Here is a 12,609-nt window from a genome sequence, read left to right as displayed (position 1 = left end):
GGCCCGGCGGACGAGACGGTCCGCCCCGACGACACACCACGCCCGTCCGTCCAGGTGCCGCAGGCCGCACCCTCCCCGCCGACCGGTCCGGTGCCCTGCACCGACGCGATGATCGAGGTGCGCGCCGAGACCGGGCAGCCGACCTACCCCTCCGGCGCGCGGCCCGAGCTGCGGCTGGTCGTCACCAACGTCTCCGGCCAGCCCTGCGTGCGCGACCTCGACGGCGCCCAGCAGGAGATCGCCGTCTGGAGCGGCGACGGGGCGACCAAGCTCTGGTCGTCCAACGACTGCTCCAACCCGTCGTCGGACGACCTGCGCACCCTGGTGCCCGGCCAGCCGGTGGCCTTCGCCGTGACCTGGACCGGGCTCGCCTCGGAGCCCGGCTGTGCGGGCGAGCGCACCCGGGTGGGCCCGGGGGGCTACCGGGTGCTGGCCCGGCTCGACCGGGTCGTGAGCGAGCCCGTCCCGCTGCTCATGAGCTGAGGCTCAGCGGATGCGGGCCATGATCTCGCGCAGCGACGACGCCTCGGTGATCTGCATCCCGGTCCGCCCGACCTCGGCCCCGGTGGGGACGATCGCCCGGGTGAAGCCCAGCCGTGCGGCCTCCGCGAGGCGCCGGTCGACCCCGTGCACCCGGCGCAGCTCGCCGGCCAGCCCGAGCTCGCCCAGCACGACGAGGTCCGCGGGCAGCGCCGCGTCCCGCTTCGCCGAGACGACCGCCAGCGCGATGGCGAGGTCGGCCGCGGGCTCGGTGATCCGCATCCCGCCGACGGTGGCGGTGTAGACCTCGGCGTCGTGCAGCTTGAGCCCGCCCCGCCGTTCGACGACGGCGAGCAGCATCGGCACCCGCGACGAGTCCAGCCCGGTCACCGCACGGCGCGGGCTCGGGATGTTCGCCCCCGCGACGAGCGCCTGCACCTCGGCCAGCAGTGGCCGTCGCCCGTCCATCACGACGGTCACCGCGGTCCCCGGCTGCACCGTGTCGGCGCCCTGGCCGAACCGGCCGAGGAACAGCCCCGAGGGGTCGGCGAGACCGACGATGCCGGAGTCGCGCAGCTCGAAGCAGCCGACCTCGTCGGCCGGACCGAACCGGTTCTTCACCCCGCGGACCATCCGCAGCGCCGAGTGCTTGTCGCCCTCGAAGTGCAGCACCACGTCGACCAGGTGCTCCAGCACCCGCGGGCCCGCGATGCCGCCGTCCTTGGTGACGTGGCCGACGAGCAGCACGGCCAGGCCGCGTTCCTTCGCCAGCGCGGTCAGCCCCACGGTGACGGCGCGGGTCTGGGTCACCCCGCCGGGGCTGCCGTCGACCGAGGCGGTGGACATGGTCTGGATCGAGTCCACCACCAGCAGCGACGGCCGCAGCGCGTCGACATGGCCGAGCACCGACTCGAGGTCGGACTCGGCGGCGAGGTAGAGCTCGTCGTGGACGCCGCCGGTGCGCTCGGCCCGCAACCGGACCTGGCCCGCGGACTCCTCACCGGAGACGTAGAGGACCCGGGACCGGGCCGCGGCCTGTGCGGCGACCTCCAGGAGCAGCGTGGACTTGCCGACGCCCGGCTCACCGGCCAGCAGCACCACCGCGCCCGGGACGAGCCCGCCACCGAGGACCCGGTCCAGCTCGTCGACGCCGGTCGGCCGGGCCCGGGCGGAGTCCAGCTCCACCTCGGCGATCCGCCGGGCCGGGGTGCTGGGCGCCCCGGCGACGACGGTCCGGCCGCCCCCGCCGGTGCGCACCGGCTCGACCTGCTCGAGCGACCCCCAGGCCTGGCAGCCCGGACAGCGCCCCACCCACTGCGCCGTGCGGTGGTCGCACTCGGTGCAGCGGTAGCCGCCCGAGCGGGCGGCGCGGGACCGGGGGGTCAGTTGCCGGCGGCGCCGCCGGCGCCGCTGCCCTCGTTGCCGGGCGCGACGGGGGCGCCCTCACCGGCCGGGACCGGGTTCGGCTGATCCACCGACGGGGCCTCGGCCTGGCCGCCGGTCTCGGAGTTGACGCCGGTCTCGGCGCCGTTGGCGCCCTCCTCGCCGTCGGCGAACGACGCGCGCTCCGGGGCGTGCCCCGGGGAACCCTCGACGGTCGGCACGCCGGTCGGGACGGTGAGGGTCACCGAGCCGGCCTTCTCGAACACGAACGTCATCGGGATCTGCGCGCCGGCCGGGACCGGACGGGTCAGGCCCTCGGCGACGAGCTGCACGCGCTTGGCGTTGGTCGGGGTCAGCTGCAGGTTGCCCGGCGAGACCAGCGCGATGTCCTGCGGCATGGTCGCGTCGCCCTGGATCTGCACCGACGCGGCGGCGGGCGAGGTGACCGACACCAGACGATCGGCGACCGATCCGGTGTTGACCAGGGTGGCGACGAGCGGAGCGGCGCCGCCCTGGCGGTAGAGCGCGTCCGGGCCCGCGGGCGTGGTCGGGTAGGCGACCTGGACGTCACGCAGGTCGACCGAGCCGACCGTGGCGTTGGCGCCGTTGACGGCGGCGACCTGCTCTGCGGTCTGCGCGATCTGCCCGGCTCCACAGCCGCTGATCAGCAGGCCGGTCAGGGCGACGGCGCCGGCGACCCCGGCCAGGGTCCGGGCGGAACGGCGGGTGCGGCTCACGGTCGTCGTGTCCTTCCTTGCCGGTGCCCCGAAGTGCCCCCGGCGCACATGCTGGGTCTGTCGGGAGGCAGCCTAGTCGCGCGCTCCGGCGCGTTGCGCGGTCGGGCACCCGGGTGTGACGACCGCGTCCCCGCCGGACGGTGGGGCGGCAGACCCGGTGGTCCGGGGCGTGACGCGGCGGCGACCGGCACGTGGCCGGGCCGGTCCGGATGGGCGCCACGCCCGCGGAAACACGTTCCTCCGCCGTTGTCAACCCCCTGACCTGCGACGACGGTGAAAGCCGGTCGCCGTCCCGCCCGGGCGACGTGTTAATCTGGACTCAGCGAAAGGGGCCAGAGGACACATGGTTTTCAAGGTCGGAGAGACCGTCGTCTACCCGCACCACGGTGCCGCGCTCATCGAGGCGATCGAGACCCGGACGATCAAGGGCGAGGAAGTGCAGTACCTCGTCCTGAAGGTCCAGCAGGGCGATCTGACGGTGCGCATCCCCGCCGACAACGTCGAGGTGGTCGGTGTTCGTGACGTCGTGGGCCAGGAGGGGCTGGATCGGGTCTTCGAGGTGTTGCGCGCGCCGCACACCGAGGAGCCCACGAACTGGTCGCGCCGGTACAAGGCGAACTGGGAGAAGCTCACGTCCGGTGACGTGAACAAGGTCGCCGAGGTCGTCCGCGACCTCTGGCGGCGGGAGAAGGACCGGGGCCTGTCCGCCGGTGAGAAGCGGATGCTGGCCAAGGCGAGGCAGATACTGGTCAGCGAGCTCGCGCTGGCCGAGGGCACCGACGAGGAGCGGGCCGAGGTCCTGCTCGACGAGGTGCTCGCCACCGCGAACGCCTGACCGGCGTGCACGGACCGTCCTCCGGGGCGGGTGTCGTCGCGGTGCTTCCCGCGGCCGGTTCCGGGGTGCGTCTGGGTGCAGGTGTGCCCAAGGCGTTCGTCGGACTGGCCGGGGTTCCCATGCTGGTACGCGCGGTCGACGGCCTTCTCGCGTCCGACGTCGTCGGGCACGTGGTGGTCGTCGTCCCCGCGGACCAGGTGGACGCCGCCGCCGCCATGCTGCCCGGACGTCCGGCGACCGTCGTCGCCGGCGGTGCCGACCGCACCGCCTCCGTCGCGGCGGGTCTCGCTGCGACCGGGACGGACGCCGAGGTCGTGCTGGTGCACGACGCCGCGCGCCCGCTCACCCCACCCGACGTCGTCCGCCGGGTGGTCGGCGCCGTGCGCGCGGGCGCGCCCGCGGTGATCCCGGTGCTCCCTGTGGCCGACACGGTCAAACGGGTCGACGGCGCAGGGACCGTCGTGTCCACCGTGGACCGTTCCGAGCTGCGTGCGGTGCAGACGCCGCAGGGGTTCCGCGCGGCCGACCTGCGCCGCGCCCACGCGGGCACACCCGACCCCCGCACCGACGACGCCGGGCTGGTCGAGGCGCTCGGCGACCCGGTCACCACCGTCGCCGGGGACCCGCTCGCGTTCAAGATCACCACCGCGTGGGACCTGCGCATCGCCGAACTGCTGCTCGCCGGGGCGGGCCGCGTCACCGAGCACGAGGAACACGCATGAGGGTCGGGATCGGTACCGACGTGCACCCGGTCGAGCCGGGCCGCGACTGCTGGGTCGCGGGTCTGCTGTGGCCCGGGGCCGACGGCTGCGCCGGGCACTCCGACGGCGACGTCGCCGCACACGCCCTGTGCGACGCCCTGCTGTCCGCGGCGGGGCTGGGCGACCTGGGCGCGGTGTTCGGCACCGGCCGTCCGGAGTGGACGGGTGCGAGCGGGGCGACCCTGCTCGCCGAGGTCCGCCGCCTGCTCACCCGCGACGGCTGGACCGTCGGCAACGCCGCCGTCCAGGTGATCGGGAACGACCCGAAGATCGGGAAGCGCCGGGCCGAGGCCGAACGGGTGCTCTCGGAGGTGGTGGGCGGCCCGGTGTCGGTGTCCGGTACGACGACCGACGGGCTGGGGCTGACCGGGCGCGGCGAGGGCCGCGCCTCCGTCGCGACGGCGCTGTTGCTGCCCGCGGGCTAGAGACGCCCGGTCCGTTCCTGGATCTGCTCCGGGGTGAGGTCGTCGGCGTGGGCCGCCACCATCCAGGCGTGGCCGAACGGGTCGGCGAGCCGGCCGCCGCGCTGCCCGTAGTCGTGGTCGGTCACCGGGAACAGCACCCGGCCGCCGTGCTCCACCATCGCCGCGGCGACCGCGTCCGGGTCGTCGACCTCCAGGGCCAGGATCACCGCGCCGGGCCCCGACGGCGCGGGGTCGACGTCGTCGCCGTCCTTGACGGCCCACTCCGCGCCGCCGGCCCGCAGCAGGGCGTGCACCACGGCGCCGGAGCCGTCGGTGTAGCGCTCCACGAGCTCCGCGCCGAACGCGGCGCGGTAGAAGTCGATCGCGGCGTCGGCGTCGGGCACGACCAGCCGCGGGTACATCCGCTGAACAGCCATGCCGGACACCTTGCCGCAGCCCCACCGCGCGTGTAGTGGACGAATCGGAGGCCCGTACCCTGGTGACGTGAGCCTCAGACTTCTCGACTCAGCGACCAGGGAGCAGCGTGCGTTCACGCCGCTGCGGGCCGGAGCAGTGTCGATGTACGTCTGTGGGGCGACGGTGCAGGGCCTGCCGCACATCGGCCACGTCCGCTCGGGCCTGAACTACGACGTGCTGCGCCGCTGGCTGGCCCGGTCCGGGTACGACGTCACGCTGGTCCGCAACGTCACCGACATCGACGACAAGATCCTGCGCAAGGCGCAGGCCGCGGGCCGTCCGTGGTGGGAGTGGGCGGCCACGCACGAGCGGGCCTTCACCGCCGCGTACGACGCGCTGGGCTGCCTGCCGCCGTCGGTGGAGCCCCGGGCGACCGGGCACATCACGCAGATGGTCGAGCTGGTCGAGCGGCTGATCGAGCGCGGCCACGCCTACGCCGCGGGCGGAGACGTGTACTTCGCCGTGCGCACCCTGCCCGACTACGGCGCGCTGTCCGGTCAGCGCGTCGACGACGTCCACCAGGGTGAGGGCGAGGGCGGCGCCAAGCGCGACGCCCTGGACTTCACGCTGTGGAAGGCCGCCAAGCCCGGCGAGCCCAGCTGGCCCACCCCCTGGGGGAACGGGCGTCCCGGCTGGCACCTGGAGTGCTCGGCGATGGCGACCGCCTACCTCGGCCCGGAGTTCGACATCCACGGCGGCGGCCTGGACCTGGTGTTCCCGCACCACGAGAACGAGCGCGCCCAGAGTCACGCGGCCGGGGACGGGTTCGCCCGGTTCTGGCTGCACAACGCCTGGGTGACCATGGGCGGGGAGAAGATGTCGAAGTCGCTGGGGAACACCCTGGCGATCGAGAACCTGCTCGAGCGGGTACGCCCGGCCGAGCTGCGCTACTACCTGGTCGGCCCGCACTACCGATCGGCGATCGAGTACTCCGACGCCGCGCTGGACGAGGCCGTCGCCGCGTACCGGCGGATCGAGTCGTTCGTGCACCGGGTGCGCGAGCGGCACGGCCTGCCCGAGGTCGCCGCCGAGCTGCCCGGTGCGTTCACCGCCGCACTCGACGACGACCTGGGCACCCCGCTCGCGCTCGGCACCGTGCACACCCTGGTGCGCGAGGGCAACACCGCCCTCGACGCCGGGGACGTCACCGGCGCGCTGCGGGCCGCGTCCGCGGTCCGTGCGACGACCGAGGTGCTCGGCCTGGACCCGCTGGCAGCCGGCGGCGTGGCCGAGGAGTCGGGCGACGCCGCCCGGCAGGCACTGGGCACCCTGGTGGAGACGATGCTCGAGCGCCGCCGGGCCGCGCGCGCCGAGCGCGACTTCGCCACCGCGGACCGGCTCCGCGACGAGCTGCTCGCCGCCGGGATCGCCGTCGAGGACGGCGCCGACGGCTCCACCTGGACTCTCAAAGACAACTAGGACTCGTAGAACTCATGGCAGGCAATTCCAAGCGCCGCGGTGCGATCCGTAAGGACGGCACCAAGAAGGGCATGGTCGTCGGATCCGGCGGCCAGCCCCGGCGCGCACTGAAGGGCAAGGGCCCGACCCCGCCCGGCGAGATGCGACCCGGCCACCCGAAGGCGAGGGCGGCCGCGCGCCGCGCCGCCCAGGACCAGCAGCAGCGCCGACGCCCGGTCGCGGGCCGTCGCGGTGACGGGGAGACCCCGGAGACCGTGCTCGGCCGCAACCCGGTCGTCGAGTGCCTGCGGGCCGGCGTCCCGGCGACGGCGCTGCAGGTGGCCACCGGCATGTCCGCCGACGACCGCGTCACCGAGGCCGTCGCGCTGGCTGCGGAGCGGGGCATCTCCATCCTGGAGGTGCCGCGCAACGACCTCGACCGGATCAGCGGCGGAGCGCTGCACCAGGGCCTCGCCCTGCAGGTGCCGCCGTACGCCTACGCCCACCCCGACGAGGTGCTGGAGGCCGCGTCGCACTCCGGGCGCCCGGCACTGGCCGTCGCCCTGGACGGGGTGACCGACCCGCGCAACCTGGGTGCGGTCGTCCGGTCGGTGGGGGCGTTCGGCGGGCACGGCGTCGTCGTGCCGCAGCGGCGCGCCGCGGGCATGACCGCGGTGGCCTGGCGGACCTCGGCGGGCACCGCGGCCCGGGTCCCGGTCGCGCGCGCGACGAACCTGACCCGCACCCTGCAGGAGTACGCCTCCGCAGGGCTGATGGTCGCCGGTCTGGCCGCCGACGGCGACGTCTCCCTCGACGACTTCGACCTGGCCTCCGGGCCGCTGGTGATCGTCACCGGGTCGGAGGGGAAGGGCCTGTCCCGGCTGGTCCGCGAGACCTGCGACGTGACCGTCTCGATCCCCCTGGCCGGTCGCGTGGAGTCCCTGAACGCCTCGGTCGCCACCGGCGTCGTTCTGGCCGAGGTGGCCCGCCGCCGTCGCGTCGGCCGCTGACCCGACGCGTGATCGCCGCGACGCGCGGTGATCCGCTCCCCGCGCGCGTCCGGACGCACGCGACGGGCGGATCACCGCGCGGACAGCGGATCAGGCGCGGACCGGGCCCCGGCCGCGCAGCCGGCCCACCAGCCGGCAGAGCAGGTAGGCGACGAACCCGATGGTCGCCACGTAGGCCGAGATCGGCAGCCCCGGCGCCAGCGACAGGATCGTCCCGCCGACCAGCGCGACCTCCGCGATGACGATCGCGAGGACGGTCGCCAGCAGCGGGTTCGCGGTGACCCGGTTCGCCGCGGCGCCGGGCACGATCAGCACCGACAGCACCAGGATCGCTCCGACGATCGGCACGGCCAGCGCCGTCACCAGGCCGATCAGCACGCCGAACACCAGGGTCAGCGCGCGGACGGGCACACCGCGCGCCAGCGCGACGTCGGGGTCGGTGCTGGCGAACAGCAGCGGCCGGTAGAGCAGCGCCAGGGTCGCGAGCACGACGACGGCGACGACCCCCAGCACCCACAGGTTCTGCTGGTCGACCGACACGATGGAGCCGGTCAGCAGGCCGAACCGGTTGGAGGAGCGGCCGTCGTAGAGGGCCAGGAACAGCACGCCCAGGCCGAGCCCGAACGCCATCACCACGCCGATCGCCGAGTCCCGCTCGCGTTGGCGCAGGCCCAGCACGCCGAAGATCACTGCGGCGACGACGGCGCCCACCACCGCCCCCACCCCGACGGCGACGCCGAGCAGCAGCCCGGCTGCGGCCCCGGTGAAGGCCAGCTCGGCGGTGCCGTGCACGGCGAAGGCCATCCCGCGGCTGACGACCAGCGGGGCGAGCAGCCCGGCGACCAGCCCGAGCACCGCGCAGGCGATGAGCGCGTTGCGGACGAACGGGTAGCCCAGCAACGTGCCGGTGCCGGACAGGTCGAGGATCCGGGCCAGGAACTCGGTCACGCGCCACCCCCGACCGCGACGCCGTGCTCGGCGTGCTCGTCCCGGGGGACCGGGGAGTCCTCGGCCCCGACGACGACCAGCCGGTCGCGGACCCGCAGCACGTCGACGTCGGTGCGGTAGAGCCGCGACAGCGTCTCCGAGGTCATGACCTCGTCGGTGGTGCCGATCGAGAACCGGCCGTCGACGAGGTAGAGGACCCGGTCCACCAGCGGCAGCACCGGGTTGATCTCGTGGGTCACGAACAGCACCGCGGTGCCCGCGGCGCGGCGGCGCTCGTCGATCAGTCGGGTCACGATCCGCTGGTGGGACAGGTCCAGGCTGAGCAGGGGTTCGTCGCACAGCAGCACCGCCGGGTCCCCGACGAGTGCCTGCGCGACCCGCAGCCGCTGCTGCTCGCCGCCGGACAGCCGCCCCACGGGGGCGTCGGCGTACCCGGTGCCGCCGACCTGGGCGAGCGCGCGGTCGACGCGCTCGCGCCGCTCGCGTCGCCGGCCCAGGCCGAGACCGAAGCGGTGCCCGTCGAGCCCGAGGCCGACGAGGTCGCGCCCGCGCAGCGGCAGGTCCGGGTCGAGCGGCTGCTGCTGCGGGACGTAGCCGATCTCCGGGCTGCCGCGCCGCGGGGTGTGCCCGCCGACGGTCACGGTGCCGTCGGAGAGCGGGAGCAGCCCCAGCAGGACGCGCATCAGCGTCGTCTTGCCGGAGCCGTTCGGGCCGAGGACGGCGACGAACTCGCCGGGTGCGACGTCCAGGTCGAGGCCGGACCAGAGGGTCCGGGCCCCGAACCGGAGGCCCGCCCCGCGCAGCGACAACGCGGACTGTTGCGAGGAACCCATGTCAGCGGTTCAGCGCCGCGGAGAGCTCGTCCAGGTTGGCGTTCATCCACTGCACCCAGTCGGTGGTGCCCGCGGGCAGCGTCTCGGACATCTGGACCACCGGGACGCCTCCCTTCTGGGCGGCGTCGCGGACCTGGTCGGTGGTCGGCGAGGTCGTCTGGCTGTTGAGGATCAGCGCGTCGACCGGCGGCTGCGCGGTGAACAGCCCGAGCATCTGCGCGACGACGGCGGCCGGCGGGTCGGTGCCCTCCTCGACGGCCGAGGAGAACTCCTGCGGGGTCGCGTTCGCGATCCCGGCGGCCTGCAGCAGGTAGGCGGGCACCGGCTCGGTGACGGCGACCCGGGCCCCCGGGTGCGCGCGGCCGATCTCGGTGGCCTTCGACGTCAGCTGGGCGACGCCGCCCTCGAGGGTCTGGGCGTTGGTGCGGAAGTACTCCGCGGCGCTCGGGTCGATGCGGCCGAGCTGGTCGGCGAGCTGCTCGGCGACGCGGCCGACCGCGGCCGGGTCGTACCAGACGTGCTCGTTGAACGAGCCGTGCTCGTGCTCCGCCTCGCCCGCGGGCTCGGGAGTGGCCCCGGCGTCGTGGTCGTGGCCGTGGTCGTCGGCGGCGGCCTCCTGGGCCCCCTCGATGCCGGAGACCTCGACGGCGTCGACCAGCGGTGCCGCGTTGCCGGACGCGGCGACGAGATCGGTCATGAACGCGTCGTAGCCGCCGCCGTTCATGACCAGCAGCTGGGCCTCGCCGACGGTCGCCGCGTTCTGCGGGGTCGGCTCGTAGCCGTGCGGGTCGACGTCGGGGGAGCTGATGACCGACTCGACCCTGGCGTAGTTGCCGCCCACGGCGCGGGCGACCGCGCCCCAGGCGTCGGTGGAGGTGACGATCTTCACCTGCGGGGTGTCGGCGCTGGTGGGGGCGTCGACCTGGCCGGAGCCGCAGGCGGTCAGACCCAGGGCGAGTGCGGCCAGCCCGGCCACGAGCGCGGCCGGGCGGAGCGGGGATCGGGACACGGACGGAACTCCCATCAACATATCGGCATACATTTATTGGAAATCATTCTCAGATTCACTCTACCGCTGTACGGGGAGCCGGGAACGCGCGCGGCGTGTGATCCCGTCGTGGCCGGTCGTGGCGGACTTTCACGTGCGTGACCGCGCCGCTACCGTTCGGGGAATGACCGGCCCCCAGCACCCGCGGCGTCCGGCGACGCTCGCGTCGCTGGCCGCCGAGCTCGGGGTCTCCCGGACGACCGTGTCGAACGCCTACAACCGCCCCGACCAGCTGTCCGCGCCGCTGCGCGAGCGTGTCCTGGAGGCGGCCCGGCGGCTCGGCTACCCGGGCCCGGACCCGGTCGCCCGCTCGCTGCGCACCCGGCGCGCCGGAGCGGTGGGCCTGCTGCTCACCGAGGCGCTCAGCTACGCCTTCCGCGACCCGGGCGCCACCGGCTTCCTGGAGGGGCTCGCGCTGGCCTGTGAGAAGGCGGGCACCGGCCTGCTGCTGATCCCGGTCAGCCCCGAGCACTCCGACGTTGACTCCGTCTACCAGGCCGGGGTCGACGGCTTCGTCGTCTACTCGGTCAGTGAGGACGACCCGCACTTCCGGGCCGTCCTGCAGCGCCCGGTGCCGACGGTCGTCTGCGACCAGCCCACCGGGATCACCGGGGTGGACCGCGTCGGCGTCGACGACCGCGCCGGGACCCTCGCGCTCGGGCGGCACCTCGTCGAGCTCGGCCACCGCCGCGTCGGTGTGCTCTGCATGCGCCTGTCCTCGCACCGGCACGACGGCAGGGCCGACGTCGCCCGGCAGGAGGGCAGCTCCTACGCCGTGCAGCGGGAGCGCCTCGCCGGGCTGCGCGCGGCGCTCGCCGAGGCCGGTGTCGACTGGGCCGACGTCCCGGTCATCGAGCGGTTCGAGCACTCCCTCGACGCCGGCGCGGACGGCGCCGCCACCCTGCTGGACTCCCACCCCGGGATCACCGCGCTGGTGTGCACCTCCGACATCCTCGCCCTCGGCGCGCTGCGCGAGGCCCGCGACCGCGGCCTGCGGGTGCCCGAGGACCTCTCGGTCGCCGGGTTCGACGGCGTGCCCGAGGCCGAGCGCGTCGGCCTGACCACGGTCCGCCAGCCGTTCCGCGAGAAGGGCCTCGAGGCCGGACGGCTGCTGCTCGAACGCGGCGACCGCCACGTCCCCGAGCACGTCACGCTCCCGACGGAGCTGATCGTCGGGGCGACCACCCGCGGGCTGCGCCAGTCCGGGGAGTTCTTCTCCGGATGGTGAGCCTGACCGGGCTGCGCCGCTACCCGGTCAAGTCCTGCCGGGGCGCGGACGTCGCCCGCGCGGTCGTCGAACGGGCCGGTCTCGCCGGGGACCGGCGCTGGATGCTGGTCCGCTACGACGGCGCCGTGGTCACCGCGCGCACCCACCCGCGGCTCGTGCTCGTCGCGCCCACCCCCGCCGACGACGGGCTCCGCCTGACCGGACCGGGGCTGCCGCCGTTCACCGTCCCCGTGCCCGACGGCGAGCCGGTGCCGGCCCGCGTGCACCGCTGGGACACCGCCGGCGTCCCGGCCGGCCCGGCGGCCGACGCCTGGTTCTCCGAGCTGCTCGGCGACCCGGTGCGGCTGATCCACCTCGACGACCCGGCCCGACGCCGTCCCGACCCCGACTTCTCCCACGACGAGGACCGCGTCTCCTACGCCGACGGCTACCCGCTGCTGCTCGCCTCCACGGCCTCGCTGCACGCGCTGGACGCGCTGGTCGCCGACGGCCCGGACGCGGCCGAGGCGCCGCTGCCGATGACCCGGTTCCGGCCGAACGCCGTCGTCGACGGCGCACCGGCCTGGGCCGAGGACGGCTGGCGGCGCATCCGGATCGGCGCCGCGGAGTTCCGGGTGGCCAAGGGCTGCGCCCGCTGCGTGCTCACCACCGTCGACCCGGACACGGCCGTCACGGGCCGCGAGCCGATGGCCACCCTGGCCCGGCACCGGCGGTTCGACGGCAAGGTGTGGTTCGGGGTCAACCTGATCCCGGACGACCCGGGCGCGGAGATCGCCGTCGGCGACGAGGTCGAGGTGCTCGCTGCCGTCGACCCGGCCTGCGGTCCGCCGCGCTGACCCGTACCGGCCACGGTTCCTCCCGCCCCGTCGGTATCGTCGGGTTCGGGTCGCCCGTCCGGGTGGCCGGACCGGGGCGAGGGGGAGGTTGCGCTGAACGACGAGCGCGACCCACGTCGCCGTCCGCCACCACCGCCCCCGGGCCCCGCCGGGCGGCGCCCCCCGATGCCGCCTCCCACGCCGCGTCCCGGGGCCGGGACGCCACGTGTCGGGCCGCCCCCGCCTCCCGGA

At 75.1% G+C, this 12,609-nt stretch carries 13 protein-coding genes and 1 pseudogene; 8 read left to right on the top strand and 6 right to left on the bottom strand.

All coding sequences use genetic code 11. From position 1 onward, the window contains the following. Positions 1 to 483 (top strand): annotated as a pseudogene (locus tag GTW08_RS17890) (hypothetical protein); the annotation flags it as partial. 3 nt (positions 484 to 486) lie between these two features. Here the strand turns inward: GTW08_RS17890 and radA are convergent. Further along, positions 487 to 1,866, bottom strand: a complete 1,380-nt coding sequence (gene radA / locus GTW08_RS17885) for a DNA repair protein RadA (protein WP_073576745.1) — start codon at positions 1,864 to 1,866, stop codon at positions 487 to 489. Next, positions 1,863 to 2,600 carry a copper chaperone PCu(A)C gene (locus tag GTW08_RS31975; RefSeq protein WP_073576744.1) on the bottom strand — a complete coding sequence of 246 codons (738 nt, stop codon included), beginning with the start codon at positions 2,598 to 2,600 and terminating at the stop codon, positions 1,863 to 1,865. Before GTW08_RS31975 ends, radA begins: the two co-directional genes overlap by 4 nt. Before the next feature lie 343 nt (positions 2,601 to 2,943). Here GTW08_RS31975 and GTW08_RS17875 point away from each other — a divergent pair, with 343 nt between their 5' ends. From GTW08_RS17875 to ispF, 3 genes are read left to right on the top strand one after another with little or no spacing between them, the layout of a single operon-like run. Continuing rightward, a complete protein-coding gene (locus GTW08_RS17875) occupies positions 2,944 to 3,435 on the top strand; it encodes a CarD family transcriptional regulator (protein WP_020625956.1) in 492 nt (163 codons plus the stop codon). Positions 3,436 to 3,440: 5 nt separating this feature from the next. Then, positions 3,441 to 4,157 carry a 2-C-methyl-D-erythritol 4-phosphate cytidylyltransferase gene (gene ispD, locus GTW08_RS17870; protein WP_073576743.1) on the top strand — a complete coding sequence of 239 codons (717 nt, stop codon included), beginning with the start codon at positions 3,441 to 3,443 and terminating at the stop codon, positions 4,155 to 4,157. Beyond that, a complete protein-coding gene (ispF, locus tag GTW08_RS17865) occupies positions 4,154 to 4,621 on the top strand; it encodes a 2-C-methyl-D-erythritol 2,4-cyclodiphosphate synthase (RefSeq protein ID WP_073576742.1) in 468 nt (155 codons plus the stop codon). The genes ispD and ispF overlap by 4 nt, the downstream gene beginning before the upstream one ends. On the opposite strand, the gene GTW08_RS17860 is transcribed toward ispF, so the two are convergent. Further along, positions 4,618 to 5,037: a VOC family protein gene (locus GTW08_RS17860; RefSeq protein WP_073576741.1), complete on the bottom strand. Its 420-nt coding sequence runs from the start codon at positions 5,035 to 5,037 to the stop codon at positions 4,618 to 4,620. The two genes, ispF and GTW08_RS17860, sit on opposite strands and share 4 nt — an antisense overlap. A gap of 67 nt (positions 5,038 to 5,104) precedes the next feature. Here GTW08_RS17860 and cysS point away from each other — a divergent pair, with 67 nt between their 5' ends. After that, positions 5,105 to 6,496 carry a cysteine--tRNA ligase gene (gene cysS, locus GTW08_RS17855; protein WP_073576740.1) on the top strand — a complete coding sequence of 464 codons (1,392 nt, stop codon included), beginning with the start codon at positions 5,105 to 5,107 and terminating at the stop codon, positions 6,494 to 6,496. A gap of 14 nt (positions 6,497 to 6,510) precedes the next feature. Then, positions 6,511 to 7,485 carry a 23S rRNA (guanosine(2251)-2'-O)-methyltransferase RlmB gene (rlmB, locus tag GTW08_RS17850; RefSeq protein ID WP_073576739.1) on the top strand — a complete coding sequence of 325 codons (975 nt, stop codon included), beginning with the start codon at positions 6,511 to 6,513 and terminating at the stop codon, positions 7,483 to 7,485. A 90-nt stretch (positions 7,486 to 7,575) separates the two neighbouring features. Here the strand turns inward: rlmB and GTW08_RS17845 are convergent, their stop codons facing one another. Genes GTW08_RS17845 through GTW08_RS17835 form a run of 3 tightly spaced genes read right to left on the bottom strand, consistent with a single transcriptional unit; the run spans position 7,576 to position 10,275 of the window. After that, entirely contained in the window at positions 7,576 to 8,421 is an 846-nt protein-coding gene (locus GTW08_RS17845; RefSeq protein ID WP_073576922.1) for a metal ABC transporter permease, read from the bottom strand. An 8-nt stretch (positions 8,422 to 8,429) separates the two neighbouring features. Next, positions 8,430 to 9,266 carry a metal ABC transporter ATP-binding protein gene (locus GTW08_RS17840; protein ID WP_073576738.1) on the bottom strand — a complete coding sequence of 279 codons (837 nt, stop codon included), beginning with the start codon at positions 9,264 to 9,266 and terminating at the stop codon, positions 8,430 to 8,432. 1 nt (position 9,267) lies between these two features. Then, positions 9,268 to 10,275, bottom strand: a complete 1,008-nt coding sequence (locus GTW08_RS17835; protein ID WP_304580163.1) for a metal ABC transporter solute-binding protein, Zn/Mn family — start codon at positions 10,273 to 10,275, stop codon at positions 9,268 to 9,270. Positions 10,276 to 10,438: 163 nt separating this feature from the next. On the opposite strand from GTW08_RS17835, the gene GTW08_RS17830 reads away from it, so the two are divergent. Both GTW08_RS17830 and GTW08_RS17825 read left to right on the top strand, forming a co-directional pair. Next, complete coding sequence (locus GTW08_RS17830) at positions 10,439 to 11,542, top strand: LacI family DNA-binding transcriptional regulator (protein WP_073576736.1); 1,104 nt, start codon at positions 10,439 to 10,441, stop codon at positions 11,540 to 11,542. Further along, a complete protein-coding gene (locus tag GTW08_RS17825) occupies positions 11,536 to 12,378 on the top strand; it encodes an MOSC domain-containing protein (RefSeq protein WP_073576735.1) in 843 nt (280 codons plus the stop codon). The genes GTW08_RS17830 and GTW08_RS17825 overlap by 7 nt, the downstream gene beginning before the upstream one ends. The last annotated feature ends 231 nt before the right edge of the window (positions 12,379 to 12,609 follow it).

Source organism: Pseudonocardia sp. SID8383 (genome assembly GCF_009864975.1).
GTDB classification, from domain to species: domain Bacteria; phylum Actinomycetota; class Actinomycetes; order Mycobacteriales; family Pseudonocardiaceae; genus Pseudonocardia; species Pseudonocardia alni.
The sequence above is the reverse complement of the archived record's forward strand: the minus strand, read 5'-3'. Positions and strand labels throughout refer to the sequence as shown.